Here is a 14,051-nt window from a genome sequence, read left to right on the forward strand (position 1 = left end):
GGGTGTCTGATCTGATCGAGTTGCGAGACCGTATGCGGGCCTTCACCGAGGAGCGGGACTGGGCTCAGTTTCATGATCCGAAGTCGCTGATTCTTGCTCTGGTCGGTGAGGTGGGTGAGCTTGCTGAGCTGTTTCAGTGGTTGCCGGCGGATTCGGCGGCTGCGCGCGTGCAGGACGAGCCGCTTCGGAGCCGAGTTGGTGAGGAGATGGCCGACGTACTCCTGTATTTGGTGCGATTGGCCGACGTACTCGAGATCGACCTGGGGGATGCCGCCCTGCGGAAGTTGAGCGGATCGGCATCGAGGTTTCCACCGGACGACGTCCGTGGGCACGCGCCCGAGAAGGCATGACCTTGCTAAGCCACTCCACCGGTAGAGAGGGATGGCCCGCATGCCCATCGAATTCGAGGCCAAAGTGCTGGATGTCGAGCCGGATGAGCTTGCGGAGAGGATTCTTCGGCTGGGTGGGCGGCGGGTGGGGGATCGGCTGATGCGGCGGCATGTCTATGACATTGCGGCGGGGGACGAGACCCGGTGGATTCGGTTGCGGGACAGCGGTACGGCGGTGACGTTGACCGTGAAGGAGATCGCGCACGACGGGATCGACGGGACGATGGAGACCGAGGTCGAGGTTGGTGACTTCGAGGCGACGAACGAGTTGTTGGGACGGATCGGGTTCGAGCCGAAGTCGTACCAGGAGAATCGGCGGATGAGCTTCGAGTTCGAGGGTGCCCAGTTGGAGATCGACTGGTGGCCGCGGATCCCGCCGTACCTGGAGATCGAAGGGCGGACCCGCGAGCACGTTCTGGAGGTTGGGGCCTTGTTGGGCTTCTCCGAGGACGAGCTCACGGGGGAGAACACCCTCAAGGTGTACGGGCGATACGGGATCGACCTGACGGAGATCTCAGAGCTTCGCTTCACTGAGTGAGGTCGAGGGCAATCGCGGAAGGTTCTGTTCCGCGATTGGTGGGATGGTGGGGGGATGTTGGAGACGTCGGCTCGGTTGTTGCGGTTGCTTTCGTTGTTGCAGGTTCGGCGGGATTGGGCGGGGCCTGAGTTGGCGGGGCGGTTGGGGGTTTCTACGCGGACTTTGCGGGCTGATGTGGAGCGGTTGCGGGTTCTGGGGTATCCGGTTGAGGGGCGGCCGGGGGTGGCGGGTGGGTATCGGTTGGGGGCTGGTGGGGAGTTGCCGCCGTTGTTGTTGGATGACGAGGAGGCGGTGGCTGTTGCGGTGGGGTTGCGGACTGCGGCGGCTGGGGGTGTGGCGGGGATTGAGGAGACGTCGGTACGGGCGTTGGTGAAGTTGGAGCAGGTGTTGCCGTCGCGGTTGCGTCATCGGGTGCGGGCGGTGGCGGGGGCGACGGTTGCTGTGGGTGGGGGTGGGCCGCGGGTTGATGCTGAGGTGTTGACGGCGATTGCGTCGGCGATTCGGGATCGGGAGCGGTTGCGGTTCGACTATGCCGGCGGGTCGGGTGGTGGGGTGTGGGGTGACGCGCCGCGTGGTGATGAGGCCGAGCAGGACGACGTACAGCCGCCTCGGGTGGTGGAGCCGCATCGGTTGGTGGCTTGGGGGAGGCGGTGGTATTTGGTTGCTTGGGACAACGGGCGGGACGCGTGGCGGACGTTCCGGGTGGATCGGATGACAGTCCGGACGCCTAATGGCGCGAGGTTTGTGCCGCGGGAGTTGGACGAGGTCGACGTCGAGGAGTTCGTACGGCGCTCTGTGGGCGAGGCGTCGTGGCATTACCGGGCGCGGATCCGGGTGGAGGCGTCGAGTCTGTACGTGCAGAATCGGATGCCGATCCCGATCGAGCCCGAGGTGGTTGACGACAACAGGTGCATCGTCGAGTTGGGGTCGGACGATCCGCATCAGTTGGCGTTGTGGTTGGGGCTGTTGGACGCGGACTTCGAAGTACTGGATGCGCCGGAGTTGGCCGAGGCGGTTCGTGCTGTCGGCGATCGGTTCCACCGGGCGGCGCGGGCGTTCGGCTGACGTCTCAGTGGAGCTCGGGGCGAGCCTGGACGAGAAGGTGGCTGAGGTCGTAGCCGTCTTCGTCGGTGGCTACGGCTACCAGGGCGCGCCAGACTTCGACGGGGATGATGGCTGCCTCCGGCTCGCCTTCGTCGCCGAAGACGAAGGGCTCGGTGCTGCCGGCGCGGAACAGGCTGAGCAGGTCTGGAAGGTACGTCGACGCCTCGGCGGTGGGCTGTACCCAGACGTGGGCTCCGTCGGGGAGGATGTGCGGCGCTTCGTTGAAAGGCATTGAAATCCTTCCGGTTGGGGGACGTCTTGATCAGGATAGGGGTCGGGAAGCACGCGACGCCGGAGTTATCCACAGGCCGGGGAATGGGGCCGGACGCAACCGTTGGAGGAGCTGGGATGGGCGAAGGGCGCTGGGTCGAGGTGCGGGCGACGGCTGGGCACGGGGTGGATGAGAAGAAGTGTGTGAAGTCCCTCCAACAGTTGCGGAAGGAGTTCGCGGGGGAGGAACTGCCCACACAGGATGTTGTTGAGCCGTCAGACGGAAAGGTGGCGATCGCGGTCGCGTTGATGGGCGCGGGCGCGGAGCAGACCGTGGTCGCCGCACTGGGGGATTGGATTCGGCGGCGGAAGAATCCGGGAACGGTGACCCTGACGCTGGAAGGCGATTCGATCGAGGTGGACCGGCCGACGTTCGACGACCGGGAACGGGAACTCGCGGCGTTTCTCACCACGCACTAGCAGAGCGAGCGTTTGAACGTCCCGGCGACAGGAGTGAGTCGTTGTCGGGGTGGGTGGTGCGGCGTAGCGTCGAAGACGGGGTTCGGGGATGACGTTGGTGGGGGTGGTGGTTCGGGTTCAGTGGTCCTCGCCGGTTGCGGGCCCGTGATAGGAAGCTCTGCCCGGACCTCCCTCCAGAAGGGTGGAGCCCAAAGGAGCCCGGAGTGCGTGAGCACTCCGGGCTCCCCTCTTGGCACGACGACTGGTTACAGGTTGCGGAAGAAGGTGCGGAGGTCGTTGGTGACGTCGTCGGGGCACTCGAGGGAGGCGTAGTGGCCGCCTTTGCTGAAGTTGGACCAGTGGACGATGTTGGTGTTGTCGCGCTCGGCGAGTGCACGGATGGTCTTGAAGTCGTCGGTGAAGACCGCGACGCCGGTGGGGGCGTGGTTGAGCTGAGGCTCGGTGCCGGCGTGGGCCTCTTCGTAGTGGTACCGGCCGGCTGCGGCGGACGTGTTGGTGAACCAGTACAGGGAGACCTCGGTCAGGATCTGGTCGCGGGAGACCAGGCTGGTGCCGTCGCCGAAGTTGTTGAAGAGTTCGTTCCAGGCGAGCTGGCCGACCGGTGAGTCGGAGATGCCGACGGCAACGGTCTGCGGCCGGGTCGCGTTGATCGCGTTGTACCCGCCGACCGACTGGAACCACTTCAGGTGCTCGAGCGCCGCGTAGTCCTCCGGCGTGAACTTCTCGAACTCCGCCGGGTCGCCGGACGGGAACGAGAACAGTTGCAGCACATGCAGCCCCAGGAAGCCTTCCGGGTTCAGCAGGCCGAGTTCGCGGGAGATCATCGCGCCACCGTCGGAGCCATGGGTGCCGTACGACGAGTAGCCGAGCCGGCGCATCAGGGTGTCGTACGTGCGAGCGACCCTGGCCATCGTCCAGCCCCGGTCGACGAGCGGCGTACTGAAGCCGAAGCCGGGCATCGACGGTACGACGACGGAGAAGGCGTCGTCGGCCGAGCCGCCGTACGCGACCGGATCGGTGAGCGGGCCGATCATGTCGAGGAAGTCGACGAACGACCCCGGGTAGGTATGCAGCAACAGCAGCGGTGTCGCGCCCTCGACCTTCGACGGTACGTGGATGAAGTGGACGGTCTGGCCGTCGATCTCGGTCAGGTAGTGCGGGAACTCGTTCATCCGCGCTTCCTGCTGGCGCCAGTCGAACCCTTGCTGCCAGTGGTCGACCATCTCGCGGAGGTAGTGGTTCGGGGTGCCGAGGTCCCAGTTGTCGCCGGGGGCCGGCTCGGGCAGCCGCGTCCGCGCGAGGCGGGCGAGCAGATCGTCCAGGTCAGCCTGGGCGATGTCGACGGTGAAGGGCCGGATGCTCTCGTTCGTGGTCATGGCTTCACCGTAGAATCCATATAGGAACATTACATTCCTGTTTGTGCGATGATTTTCTGCATGCTCGAGACCTCGTCGCGGTTGCTGTCTCTCCTGGCGTTGCTGCAGGCCCGGCCGGCCTGGACCGGCACCGAGTTGGCTGAGCGGTTGGAGGTGACGACGCGGACGATCCGCAACGACATCGAACGGCTTCGCGAGCTCGGGTATCCGGTCGACGCGACTCGAGGTGCCGCTGGGCACTATCAGTTGGGCGTTGGTGCCAAGCTCCCGCCGTTGCTGCTGGATGACGAGGAGGCGGTGGCGGTCGCGGTCGGCTTGCGGACGGGCGCCGGTGTTGTCGGAATGGCGGACAGCAGTGTGCGGGCGTTGACGAAGCTGGAGCAGGTGCTGCCGCATCGGCTCCGGCGTCAGGTGAATGCGATCAGCAGCACGATGGAGAAGGGTCCTGACAACACTGGCTCCAACGTGGCGGATCCGGAGATCGATCCTGGGGTGCTGACGGCTATCGCGGCCTGCATTCGGGATGAGCATTACCTGCGTTTCGACTACGAGATCCCCGTGGATGTGCCGATTCGTGGCCCAGGGTCAGGGGTCGGGAGCGATCTGCCGATTCTCGTTGAGCCGTATCGTCTGGTGAGCTGGCAGCGGTACTGGTACCTCGTCGCGCGGGACGATTCCGACGTATGGCGGACGTACCGGGTCGACTGGATGTCGTTGCGGATGGCAACAGGTCGGCGCTACAAGCCCCGGCCGATGCCGGGTGACGACTACACCGAGTTCGTACTCCGGGATGTCGCGTCGACCGGGTGGAAGGTGCACGCGCGGATCAGGGTCCTTGCTCCGGCGCAGGAGGTCCTGTCCCGGATCCATGCCGCCGTTGGGATTGTGGAGTCGGTGGACGAGAGCACCAGTGTCCTCGTCACCGGCGCTGATTCGTTGGAGATCGTTGCCGTCTACATCGGCATGCTCGGCCTCGACTTCCACGTCGACGGCCCACCAGCCTTGATCGACCACCTCAAAACCATCGGCAACCGTTACCTGAACGCAATCCCGTAGAGGCTTAGGAGTGGTCTGTGCCTAGGCCGGCGTTGCGGGCTTGGATTATGGCGGTGGAGCGGTCGGCTATGCCTAGTTTGGTGAAGATGGCGGAGACGTTGTTGGCGACCGTTTTGGGGGCGAGGTCCAGGCGGGTGGCGATGGCGGGGTTGGAGAGGCCGGCGGCTAGCAGGTCGAGGATCTCGCGTTCGCGGGTGGTGAGTTCGGGGAACGGGTCCGCGGTGGGTGGTGGGGCAGAGAAGAAGCCGAGGACTCGGCGGGCGATGCCGGGGCCGAAGATGGCCTCGCCGGCGGCGACCGCGCGGATCGCGCGGGCGATCTCTTCCTGCTCGGCGCCTTTGACGAGGTAGCCGCGGGCGCCGGCGCGCATCGCGGCGAACACCGAGTCGTCGTCCTCGAACATTGTCAACACGAGTACGGCGACCTCCGGCGCGGACCGGACCAGCTCGCGGGTCGCGGCGAATCCGTCGATGTCGGGCATCTGCAGGTCCAGTACGGCGACGTGTGGCCGGGTGGTGATGACCTCACGGATTGCCTCTCGTCCGGTCTTGGCAACACCGACCACCTCGATGCCCGGCAAGGACGTCAGCAAGGCAGCAAGACCAGCGCGAACAACCGGGTGATCGTCGGCAAGCACGACACGGATCGTCTCGTCCCCAGGCGAAAGCCGATCGGCGCGTGACGTCATCTGGGCTCCAAGGGGAAGTGGGCTTGGACTTTGCCGCCGGTGGGAGTGGGGCCGGCTTCCACGTGGCCGCCCAGTTCGGTGGCTCGGTCGTGCATGGCTTGGAGGCCTACGCCCGGGCGCCAGGCGCCGTTGGGTGGGCCGTTGTCGGTGACTTCGACTTCCAGGTCGGAGCCGCAGCGTAGAGCGAGTACGGCGGTGGTCGCGTGCGAGTGCTTGACGACGTTGTTCAGCGCCTCGGTGGCGATCCGATAGGCAGCGACCTCCAGAGCAGCGGGCAGTGCCGGCAGTCCGTCGGCCGAAACCTCCACCTGAACGGCCGCGCCGTCTGCACGGAAGGACAACTGGTCTGCTCGCTGTCGCAGCGCTCCGACCAGGCCGAGTTCGTCCAACGCGGGTGGTCGCAGATTGTCAACAAGCCTACGTACGTCGGCGATGGCGGTACGCGTGTCGGCGCGCAGGGTGGCCAGGAGATCACCCGCCTTGACCGGATCTGTCGACACCAGATTGGCGGCGGCGTCCGCGGTGAACGCGACGCCGGTCAGCGTGGGGCCGAGGCCGTCATGCAGATCGCGGCGGATTCGCCGGCGCTCCTCTTCTCGCGCAGAGACCAGTTTCTCTCGGGACGACTGGAGTTCTGTCGACAATCGGGTTGCATGCACGGCAGCCGCGAGTGGTACGGCGACCAGCGCGAGAACGTCGCGGTCCGTCGACGACACCGTGGACTCGCCGGATCGCAAGCCGACCTCGAGCGCTCCGACCACCAGGCCGCCGTACTCGAGTTCCAGCGGTACGACGGTCTGCGGTGGCGTGCCGTCCGTGGCGACAGTCGTGTTGTCGACAATCAGACCGACGTACGGGAACCGGAGAGCGGCGCGGATGGCGGCGACCACGCCGGGGAGGCCGGCCGTCAGTTGCTCGCCGGCACCGGCACCGGCGCCGGCACCGGAGCCGGCGGGGGCACCGGTGCGGGCAGCGGTTCGGGCTCCGGCGGAGAGTTGCTCGCCGACCCGGGACGCGACGCGGGCGGGGTCGCGGCGGTCGCCGTACAGGGCGCGGTCGACGAGGCTCTGGAGACGGGGAAGGATCGGCGCGAGGATCAGCGCGAGGAGCACAGTGATCGCGGCGGATCGGCCGACGTGCGACGAGATCAACGTGCCGAGGAGCGCGGCCAGGGCGGAATAGGCGCCGATGGCAACCAAGGACAGCAGCGCCCAGGTCAGTGCGCGGGAGACGACGAGCCGGATGTCGAGCAGCTGGTACCGCACGATCGCGACCGCGACGGCGATCGGGATGAGCGGAATTGTCAACAATACAAAGATCGGCGTGCCGGCGACGAAGGACCACGGGGTGACGAAGAGCAGCGCGATGACGGTGGCCAGAACCAACCACAGGAGTTGTCGGCGAGCCATCTCGTCGGCGCGGCGGTAGCGGATCAGCAGGCAGACGACGGCGATCAGGATCGCGACCAGGTCGCGGGCCTCGGTCGCTGTCCAGAGCGGCTGGAGGTCGTCGTACGAGGGAATGGTCAGGTAGCCACTGGACGTGCCGGGGGTCAGAGTGTCGCCGCTGCCGACCATCTCGAGGACGAACAGTGGCGCGGTGGCGATGATGCCGATCGCGGCCCAGCGCCACCGTGGTGAGAGCAGATGGCCGGTGGGGAACAGGAGCAGGGCGAGCGGGAGGAACAGGCCGATCGACCATGGCCACGCCGCCAGAGCGACGGTAACGGTCAGGCGTTGAATCGTGCTCCCGTCCGGGAGAGCTACGGCGAGCGGCCCGCCGAATGCGGTGGTGGCGTGGCCGATGCCGTCGGCGATGAAGAGCCAGCCGATCGGGTTCGACGGGCGGTGCCAGGCGATCACTGCACCACAGAGTCCGAAGGTCAGGCCCATCAGGCCGTTCGTCACCACGAACGCGTCCACGAGTTCCGCCCAGCTCAACCCGATCGCGGCGGCGATCGCCAGTCCGGCGACAACCTCGGCGACGGCGAACGCACCCAGACCGCCCGCGAGCAAGCGCTTCGACGGGGCGCTGGATGCGGTCATACCGGCAGTGTGCGCCCGGAGGTGTCCTGGCGTCTCGGGAACGCGATCCCGGATCGGCCGGGGAGATGCCTGGACCGCTGGGAGTGCGGCCCCAAGTGAAACCACCGGCCGGCGCGCGACGGTGGAGCGGTCAGAACCTGTTGAGGGGGTAGCGAGATGTCTGGAAGGAACAAGGCCGGGCTGGTTGTGCTCGGGCTGCTGTCGGTGGTGGATCTGTTCACGCCGCTGCTGACCGATGGGGAGCACCCGCCGATGGAGATCGCGGTCGGTGCGGCCGTGGTCGGGCTGGTCAGCCTCGTGCTGATCGGGTTCGCTTGGCGGGGAAAGCGGTGGGCGTTGGCGCCGCTGATCACCCTGCGGATCGCCTCGGCGCTGTTCGCCGTACCGGCGTTCTTCGCGTCCGATGTCCCGGCGCCGGCAGTCGCCGCCGCGGGGATCGGGGTGGCACTGACGATCTTCGGTGTGATCGCGGTGCTCCTGCCGTCGCGTGAGCTGGTGGGTGCGCGATGAGCCAGACGATGACGCGTACGACGGGCGCCGACGTACGCCCCGTCTCGCGGTGGTTCACGGCTCTGATCCTGCCGATCGGACCGGCCGCGATCGCGCTGCTGCGGTACTTCCTGCCGTACGACACGGTGGACGACGTGTCGACGATCGTCACGAAGATTGTCGACAATCTGGATCGAAGCTCGATGGTGATCTGGCTCGGCTTCATCGGGATCCTCACGCTGGTCCCGGGTGCCTACGCTGTCGGCCGGCTCACCCGCCGGCGGGCTCCATGGCTGACCGCGATCGCGCTCTTCCTCGTCGTACCGGGGTATCTGGCGCTGCCGTGGACTGCGTCCAGCGACCTGTTCACCTGGTCGGCCGGGACGGCGGGGCTGGACGTCGGGTCGATCACCAAGGCGGTCGACGTGACGCACGGATCGATGAATCTGGCGGGTGCGATCTTCGTCTTCGGGCACGTGGTCGGGACGGTCGTCCTGGGGATCGCGATGTGGCGGTCGCGGATCGTGGCTCGGTGGGCCGCGGTGGCGGTGATGGTGTCGCAGCCGATCCACTTCGTCGCGGCGATCATCGTGCCCAGCCACGCGCTGGATCTGTTCGGCTGGGGTCTGCAGGCAGCCGGGTTCGCCGCGGTGGGGTGGGCGATCCTCCGGATGACCAACGACGAATGGCAGCCGTTGCCCTGAAGGGCGGTGTCTTCAAGGGCCTTCTGGGAAAGGGCTTCGGGGGCGGGCTCGTCCGGCGCTAGTCTCGGCGTACTGAAGGGGGAGATCAGATGACGGAGACGCAGGTGCCGGACGAGCCCGTGGTCGACGCGACGCGGGGGAGCTTCAAGCTCACGCACGTCGCGGAGCAGAACATCGAGCGGCAGGCGTTCATCCTCGACCAAATGGCGTCGCGGCCGGCCGTGAAGGCGCTGAAGACGTGGGCGCTCCAGCAGTTGGCACCGGCGCCGGGGGAGACGGCGGTCGACGTCGGTTCGGGCACGGGCGAGGACGTGGTCACCTTCGCGGAGTTGATCGGACCGGACGGCCACGCGATCGGTGTCGAGCCGAATCCAGGCCTCCGCGCCGAGGCAACCCGACGAGCCGAGTCAACACGAGGGTCCGAGTCAACACGAGGGTCCGACGCACCACGAGAGGCCGAGGCGGCACGAGGGTCCGACGCAGCACGAGAGGCCGAGGCGGTACGACGGTCCGCCGGTGCACAGGTGGAGTACCTCGAGGGTCACGCGGAGGCGCTCCCGTTCGCCGACGAGTCCGTGGACGTCCTCCGCTGTGAGCGCGTCCTGCAGCACGTCGACAATCCGGCCGCGGTGGTGCAGGAGATGACGCGCGTACTCCGTCCCGGCGGGCGGATCGCCCTGATCGACACGGACTGGGCGACGGCCATCATCCATCCGGCCGACCCCGACGTACTGCAGCGAATGGTCGGCTACTTCCTGTCCGAGTCCGCCAATCCGTTCTCCGGAAGACAACTCCGCGGCCTGCTGGCCCAAGCCGGCTTGGAGATCACCGGCGAGACCGCGTCCACCTGGATCGAAGCGCAGGAAGGTGCACGCCAGGGCTTCATCGCGATGATGCATCTGACCGCCGCCCAGGCCGGCGTGATCACCCCGGCCGAGGCGGATGCGTTCTCCCGATCCCTCAACGAAGCAGCCGACCGAGGCGCCTTCCACATGTCGCTGACGATGTACGCCGTCAGCGCGCTCAAACCCCGTGCTGTTTGAGGAAGGCGACCGTGCGGGCCATCGAGGTCGGCCAGGCGGGGCCGAAGGCGTGTTCCTCGCCGGGGTAGGTGTACATCGTGGCGTCCTTGCCGGCGGCCTTCAGCGCGGCGAGAGTCTCGCGCGACCAGGAGATCGGGCAGGTCGAGTCGGACGTGCCGTGGTGGATCAGGACCGGTTCGGTGACCCGGTCGAAGAAGTTCACCGGTGACACGTTGCGCCAGAACGTCGGGTTCCGCGCCGGTTCGCCGTACGCGCCCACGATCGCTGTGGCGACCGGCCGCTCGTCCCGGGTCCAGCGGTTGAAGTTGTCGACAGTGTCGGAACTGACCGGCGCGAAGACGACGCCGGCCTTGACCAGCCCGGGTTGCGCGACCAGCACGTTGTAGGTGATCCCGCCGCCCATCGACCGGCCGAGCAGTCCGATCCGCTCCGGGTCGACGTACTGCGACGTCCGGAGCGCGAGGACCGCGTTGATCACGTCCTCGGTGTAGCCGAGGCGCAGGTTGAGTTCGGCTCGTGCGTCGTCGGTCGACTGCGCGTGGTTGCGGTAGTCGGTGTGCAGTACGACGTACCCGCGGCGCGCGAGGTAGTCCTGCTCACGCATCAGGCCGCGGCCGTTGGTGTAGACGGCCGGGTCGATGTAGCCGTGGTTCAGGACGAGGGCCGGGTGTGGTCCGGGCGTGGTCGGCACGTTCATGATCCCGGAGATCGTCAGCCGGCCGCTGGAGTACGTCACGTGATAGCGCGTGTAGGCGGCATTGCGCGCCAGTACGCGGACGAGGCGCAGGTTGCGGCCGTCGTACTTCTTCGCGATCAGCGCCTGCAGTGAGACGGGATGGGGCGCGGCCGTCGGCGTGGGCGTTGGCGCTGCGGAGGAGCGAGTGGGCGAGGAAACAGCGGATGGCGTGGCCGGGGTCGAGGTGGCCACACTCGGAGTGGACGCAGGGGGTGCCGCATCGTCGTCGCTGGTACACGCGACCGCGGCCGTCGTCGCGAGTGCGGCGACTCCCGCCCACGCCATCCGCCGGTTCATGTCATCCAGTCTGCCGTCGTACACCGCGAATCCAGCGAAAGATCCGGCAACGATTGTCGGCACGCTGTGTTCGGCCCGATCCGGTCTGTGATTTTGTCGCAATTCCAGTCGGAGTACAGAATGCACGATTACTGCCGCGTACCGTGAATTGTTCGCGCTTTTCCGCGTGCCGTGGCAGCATTTTGGCCCGGACGGTCGATTGTTCAAGTTGGGGGACTTGAAATATGTCGCGAGCCAGACGGGCAATACACCGGCAACGGCGGCCTACGCTGCTGGTCACCGTGGGGGTGATCGCCGCGGTCGTCGCCGCCGCGGGCGTGGCGATCGCGCAACTCGGGTCGGGTGACAAGCCAAGTGTTCAGCCTCCACCCACTGCGGATCATGCTGTACACAATGCAAGCCATCCGGCACCGACAGCGAGCGTGTCCGAGTCGGCGCGGAATGTCACCAGCAGTGCGCCCGCCGATGCGTGTACTGCGGAGATCCGGACGACTGAGGCCGTCGTTGCCGCGGCTCGGACGGCTGCCGGGCATTGGCGCGAACACGTTCAGGCCAGGACCGATTTACTGAGCGGCAAGAATTCCGAAGAGGTCACGAAAGCGATCTGGAAGCGGACGCGCTTGGCCGGACCGGCAGATATCGCCGCGTTGAATGCCGCCGTGACCGCGCAGGCCAGGTCCGCGGGTGGCTGCGCGAAACTTACCGGGAGTACGGCCGCGGCCTGCAAACAGCGAATGGCCGTCCTCGGCCGGGTAGCGACCGCCGACCGCGCGGCCGCCGCCGACTGGGCCCACCACCTGTCGATGATGGCCGCTCACGCGGCAGGCGACTTCGGCTCGGAACACGCGCAGTCGCTGTGGGTCTCCGCCTGGTCCTCCGCTCCGAAGAACCTCAACGCGGCGACCCGAGCCAACGCCGACCTCGCCACGGCCCCGGTCTGCCGCCCGGCCTGAGCAGACGACCTGCGCCCGGCCTGAGCTGAGGCCGCGCGCCCGGCCTGAGCTGAGGACCGGCTGGGCCACTGGACAATCAGCACGGCGGACAGCACGAGCGCACCACCGAGCCACTGGATCGGCGTGAGCACCTCGCCGAACACCACGGCCGCCGCAATCACTGTCACGACCGGCTCGAGGATCGACAGGATCGACGCGACCGACGGGCCGACCCGGGCCATCCCGGCGAAGAACAACAGGATCGCCGCGACCGTGCTGACGAGGGCCAGGGCGCCCAGCCACAACCACCCGGCCGGCGCGAAGCCAAGATCGGTGCCGCCGCGTACGAGCCCGGTCAGCAGGAACGTGCCGAACGCGCCGGTGCAGACCAGTGCCGCAAGCGCGAGCGGGGAGATGTCGACCCGATCACCAACCAGGATGTAGCCGGTGTAGACAATCGCCGCGCCCAGCGCCAGCAGTGCGCCAACCATGTCGAACCGGCCGGTCGCCGCGCCACTGAGTACCAGCCCGATTCCGACCAGCGCCAAGCCGAGTGCCCACACTCTCCGCCTCGATGCGCGCTCTCGTCGCAGTACGACGGCGCCGGCCATGACCAGCACGGGGTAGACGTACAGGATCAGCGCCACCAGCGACGCGTCGATCCGGGCCAGCGCGGAGAAGTACAGACCGGCCTGTGCCGCATAGCCGAAGACGCCCATCCCCAGACCGGCGAGCACGGCCCGGCGGGGGAGGTTGCGCAGCGCGCCGCGGGCCAGCGCGATCGCCAGCAGCACCGCACCCGCGAGACCGAAGCGGACGAGTAACAGCGCGTCGACCGACACGCCAGCGTCGTACGACAGTTTGCCGAACACGGCCATCGCCCCGAACCCGGCGGCGGAGAGAAGACAGAAGAGAGCACCCACGGCATCGATGGTCGGGCCAACCGATTGTTCACGTCCATCGCGGCTTCATGGACAGCATCGTGTAGCTATTCTGAACAGATGCTGGACCTGCATCGCCTCCGACTTCTGCGGGAAGTCCACGGTCGCGGCACCGTGCACGGAGCGGCCCGCGCCCTCGGTTACACGCCCAGCGCCATCTCGCAGCAGCTGTCCGTGCTGGAGCGTGAAGCAGGAACTCCGCTGCTCGAACGCATCGGGCGCAATGTCCGGTTGACTGCGGCTGGTCAGGTTCTGGTCCGGCATGCATCGATCCTGCTCGAGGGCGTGGAGGCAGCGGAGGCGGAGTTGGCCGCGGTAGCGGCGGGCCGGGTGGCCGGGGTTGTTCGGGTCGCGTCCTTCCAGTCCGCGTTCCTGCGCATCGTGGCTCCGGCCGTGCGGGCCTTGGCCGCTAGCCACCCTGAGATCCGCATCGAGGCCGCCGAGACCGAGGTGGAGCAGGCCGCGCCGGCTCTCAGGTTGCAGCAACTGGACGTGGTGGTCGGCGACGAGTACGACGGTCAGCCGCGGGCCGTGCATGCCGACTTGGTTCGCGGGCGTTTGCTGCGCGAACAGATCCGCGTCGTGCTGCCCGAAGACCATCCCGAGGCTGCCGCCGACCGAGTGTCGATCACGCACCTGGCCGACGTTCCGTGGGCGTCTTGCCAACCCGGCACCGGCCATCGCGAGATGCAGGTGCGGGTCTGCCGGGAGCTCGGTGGGTTCGAACCGGATCTGCGCTACAGCTCGGACGACTTCCTGATCCTGCTCGAGTTGGTTCGTACGACGGGTGCCGGCGCGCTCCTCCCGGACCTGGTTCTCGGCCACGGCGCGCCGTCAGGAGTCGCGGTGAAGCTTCCGGCAGAGGGCTCAGTCGGCCGTGAGGTCTTCCTGCTGACGCGACGTACCCAGACCCCGGCGGTCGCCGCCGTCGCGGACGCACTCCGCGCAGCTGCCGGCGAAAGCCTCTAGATCCAAACCAGGCTGGTGTCGGTCCGCCAGCTGTAGCTGCCGGTCCGGATACGG

Annotated in this window: 15 protein-coding genes; 9 read left to right on the forward strand and 6 right to left on the reverse strand. The window is 67.4% G+C overall.

From position 1 onward, the window contains the following. The first annotated feature begins 2 nt into the window (after nucleotides 1-2). Genes OG817_RS07555 through OG817_RS07565 form a run of 3 tightly spaced genes read left to right on the forward strand, consistent with a single transcriptional unit; the run spans nucleotide 3 to nucleotide 1,992 of the window. Nucleotides 3-350: a nucleotide pyrophosphohydrolase gene (locus OG817_RS07555; protein ID WP_406052986.1), complete on the forward strand. Its 348-nt coding sequence runs from the start codon at nucleotides 3-5 to the stop codon at nucleotides 348-350. A gap of 40 nt (nucleotides 351-390) precedes the next feature. Beyond that, nucleotides 391-927: a class IV adenylate cyclase gene (locus OG817_RS07560; protein ID WP_406052987.1), complete on the forward strand. Its 537-nt coding sequence runs from the start codon at nucleotides 391-393 to the stop codon at nucleotides 925-927. A 54-nt stretch (nucleotides 928-981) separates the two neighbouring features. Next, the gene (locus tag OG817_RS07565; RefSeq protein WP_406052988.1) at nucleotides 982-1,992 is read left to right on the forward strand and encodes a helix-turn-helix transcriptional regulator; all 1,011 of its coding nucleotides are present in this window, start codon (nucleotides 982-984) and stop codon (nucleotides 1,990-1,992) included. A gap of 4 nt (nucleotides 1,993-1,996) precedes the next feature. Here the strand turns inward: OG817_RS07565 and OG817_RS07570 are convergent, their stop codons facing one another. Beyond that, nucleotides 1,997-2,263: a hypothetical protein gene (locus OG817_RS07570; RefSeq protein WP_406052989.1), complete on the reverse strand. Its 267-nt coding sequence runs from the start codon at nucleotides 2,261-2,263 to the stop codon at nucleotides 1,997-1,999. Nucleotides 2,264-2,379: 116 nt separating this feature from the next. Here OG817_RS07570 and OG817_RS07575 point away from each other — a divergent pair, with 116 nt between their 5' ends. Continuing rightward, on the forward strand, nucleotides 2,380-2,721 hold the full coding sequence (locus tag OG817_RS07575; RefSeq protein ID WP_406052990.1) for a hypothetical protein: 342 nt from the start codon (nucleotides 2,380-2,382) through the stop codon (nucleotides 2,719-2,721). Between the two features lie 245 nt (nucleotides 2,722-2,966). Here OG817_RS07575 and OG817_RS07580 read toward each other — a convergent pair whose 3' ends face one another. Beyond that, a complete protein-coding gene (locus OG817_RS07580) occupies nucleotides 2,967-4,097 on the reverse strand; it encodes an epoxide hydrolase family protein (protein ID WP_406052991.1) in 1,131 nt (376 codons plus the stop codon). A 60-nt stretch (nucleotides 4,098-4,157) separates the two neighbouring features. Here OG817_RS07580 and OG817_RS07585 point away from each other — a divergent pair, with 60 nt between their 5' ends. Then, a complete protein-coding gene (locus OG817_RS07585; RefSeq protein WP_406052992.1) occupies nucleotides 4,158-5,153 on the forward strand; it encodes a helix-turn-helix transcriptional regulator in 996 nt (331 codons plus the stop codon). Nucleotides 5,154-5,157: 4 nt separating this feature from the next. Here the strand turns inward: OG817_RS07585 and OG817_RS07590 are convergent, their stop codons facing one another. Both OG817_RS07590 and OG817_RS07595 read right to left on the reverse strand, forming a co-directional pair. Next, nucleotides 5,158-5,841: a response regulator gene (locus OG817_RS07590; protein ID WP_406052993.1), complete on the reverse strand. Its 684-nt coding sequence runs from the start codon at nucleotides 5,839-5,841 to the stop codon at nucleotides 5,158-5,160. Next, nucleotides 5,838-7,886 carry a histidine kinase gene (locus OG817_RS07595; RefSeq protein WP_406052994.1) on the reverse strand — a complete coding sequence of 683 codons (2,049 nt, stop codon included), beginning with the start codon at nucleotides 7,884-7,886 and terminating at the stop codon, nucleotides 5,838-5,840. The genes OG817_RS07590 and OG817_RS07595 overlap by 4 nt, the downstream gene beginning before the upstream one ends. A 156-nt stretch (nucleotides 7,887-8,042) precedes the next feature. Here OG817_RS07595 and OG817_RS07600 point away from each other — a divergent pair, with 156 nt between their 5' ends. The 3 genes from OG817_RS07600 to OG817_RS07610 all read left to right on the forward strand — a co-directional run bounded on the left by OG817_RS07600 (nucleotide 8,043) and on the right by OG817_RS07610 (nucleotide 10,122). After that, entirely contained in the window at nucleotides 8,043-8,396 is a 354-nt protein-coding gene (locus tag OG817_RS07600; RefSeq protein WP_406052995.1) for a hypothetical protein, read from the forward strand. An 8-nt stretch (nucleotides 8,397-8,404) separates the two neighbouring features. After that, on the forward strand, nucleotides 8,405-9,079 hold the full coding sequence (locus tag OG817_RS07605) for a hypothetical protein (protein ID WP_406052996.1): 675 nt from the start codon (nucleotides 8,405-8,407) through the stop codon (nucleotides 9,077-9,079). A gap of 89 nt (nucleotides 9,080-9,168) precedes the next feature. Continuing rightward, on the forward strand, nucleotides 9,169-10,122 hold the full coding sequence (locus tag OG817_RS07610) for a methyltransferase domain-containing protein (protein WP_406052997.1): 954 nt from the start codon (nucleotides 9,169-9,171) through the stop codon (nucleotides 10,120-10,122). Here OG817_RS07610 and OG817_RS07615 read toward each other — a convergent pair. Both OG817_RS07615 and OG817_RS07620 read right to left on the reverse strand, forming a co-directional pair. Further along, entirely contained in the window at nucleotides 10,103-11,155 is a 1,053-nt protein-coding gene (locus tag OG817_RS07615) for an alpha/beta hydrolase family protein (RefSeq protein WP_406052998.1), read from the reverse strand. The genes OG817_RS07610 and OG817_RS07615 overlap by 20 nt on opposite strands. 814 nt (nucleotides 11,156-11,969) lie before the next feature. Beyond that, on the reverse strand, nucleotides 11,970-13,010 hold the full coding sequence (locus OG817_RS07620; protein WP_406052999.1) for a DMT family transporter: 1,041 nt from the start codon (nucleotides 13,008-13,010) through the stop codon (nucleotides 11,970-11,972). 78 nt (nucleotides 13,011-13,088) lie between these two features. Between OG817_RS07620 and OG817_RS07625 the strand changes: the two genes are divergently transcribed. Next, nucleotides 13,089-13,997: a LysR family transcriptional regulator gene (locus OG817_RS07625; protein WP_406053000.1), complete on the forward strand. Its 909-nt coding sequence runs from the start codon at nucleotides 13,089-13,091 to the stop codon at nucleotides 13,995-13,997. Nucleotides 13,998-14,051 lie beyond the last annotated feature (54 nt).

It is taken from the genome of Kribbella sp. NBC_00889 (genome assembly GCF_045207705.1).
Lineage (GTDB): Bacteria > Actinomycetota > Actinomycetes > Propionibacteriales > Kribbellaceae > Kribbella.

Coding starts and splice junctions, on each gene's coding strand:
- OG817_RS07585 (WP_406052992.1), top strand. CDS start 4,158: ATGCTCGAGACCTCGTCGCGGTTGCTGTCTCTCCTGGCGTTGCTGCAG.
- OG817_RS07580 (WP_406052991.1), bottom strand. CDS start 4,097: ATGACCACGAACGAGAGCATCCGGCCCTTCACCGTCGACATCGCCCAG.
- OG817_RS07595 (WP_406052994.1), bottom strand. CDS start 7,886: ATGACCGCATCCAGCGCCCCGTCGAAGCGCTTGCTCGCGGGCGGTCTG.
- OG817_RS07625 (WP_406053000.1), top strand. CDS start 13,089: ATGCTGGACCTGCATCGCCTCCGACTTCTGCGGGAAGTCCACGGTCGC.
- OG817_RS07600 (WP_406052995.1), top strand. CDS start 8,043: ATGTCTGGAAGGAACAAGGCCGGGCTGGTTGTGCTCGGGCTGCTGTCG.
- OG817_RS07610 (WP_406052997.1), top strand. CDS start 9,169: ATGACGGAGACGCAGGTGCCGGACGAGCCCGTGGTCGACGCGACGCGG.
- OG817_RS07605 (WP_406052996.1), top strand. CDS start 8,405: ATGACGCGTACGACGGGCGCCGACGTACGCCCCGTCTCGCGGTGGTTC.
- OG817_RS07570 (WP_406052989.1), bottom strand. CDS start 2,263: ATGCCTTTCAACGAAGCGCCGCACATCCTCCCCGACGGAGCCCACGTC.
- OG817_RS07590 (WP_406052993.1), bottom strand. CDS start 5,841: ATGACGTCACGCGCCGATCGGCTTTCGCCTGGGGACGAGACGATCCGT.
- OG817_RS07615 (WP_406052998.1), bottom strand. CDS start 11,155: ATGAACCGGCGGATGGCGTGGGCGGGAGTCGCCGCACTCGCGACGACG.
- OG817_RS07560 (WP_406052987.1), top strand. CDS start 391: ATGCCCATCGAATTCGAGGCCAAAGTGCTGGATGTCGAGCCGGATGAG.
- OG817_RS07565 (WP_406052988.1), top strand. CDS start 982: ATGTTGGAGACGTCGGCTCGGTTGTTGCGGTTGCTTTCGTTGTTGCAG.
- OG817_RS07575 (WP_406052990.1), top strand. CDS start 2,380: ATGGGCGAAGGGCGCTGGGTCGAGGTGCGGGCGACGGCTGGGCACGGG.